Source organism: Micromonospora fiedleri (assembly GCF_016774385.1).
GTDB lineage: Bacteria > Actinomycetota > Actinomycetes > Mycobacteriales > Micromonosporaceae > Micromonospora > Micromonospora gifhornensis.
Genome location: NZ_JAETXL010000140.1, coordinates 1 through 255, shown reverse-complemented (window position 1 = coordinate 255; position 255 = coordinate 1). Strand labels below are relative to the sequence as shown.

Annotated in this window: 1 pseudogene; it reads left to right on the top strand. The window is 63.1% G+C overall.

Going from position 1 to position 255, the window contains the following annotated elements:
* Nucleotides 1-55: 55 nt before the first annotated feature.
* Nucleotides 56-255: pseudogene (locus tag JMF97_RS32550) on the top strand (type I-E CRISPR-associated endoribonuclease Cas2); the annotation flags it as partial.

Here is a 255-nt window from a genome sequence, read left to right as displayed (position 1 = left end):
CGTGGGCCACGTGAACAGCCGAATTCGCCAGCGTCTCTGGTCCAGAGTTGTCGAGATGGCTGGCCCGGGTCGAGCCCTGCTCGTCTATCAGCAGCCAGGTGAACAACGGCTGTGCTTCCAGGTCCACAACCACCACTGGCAGCCTGTCGACCTCGACGGCATTACGCTGATCCGTCGACCCACCGACCGGAAGACCTACAACCCAGCCCTGTCACATGGCTGGAGCAAGGCATCAAAACGCCGCCGCTTCGGGCG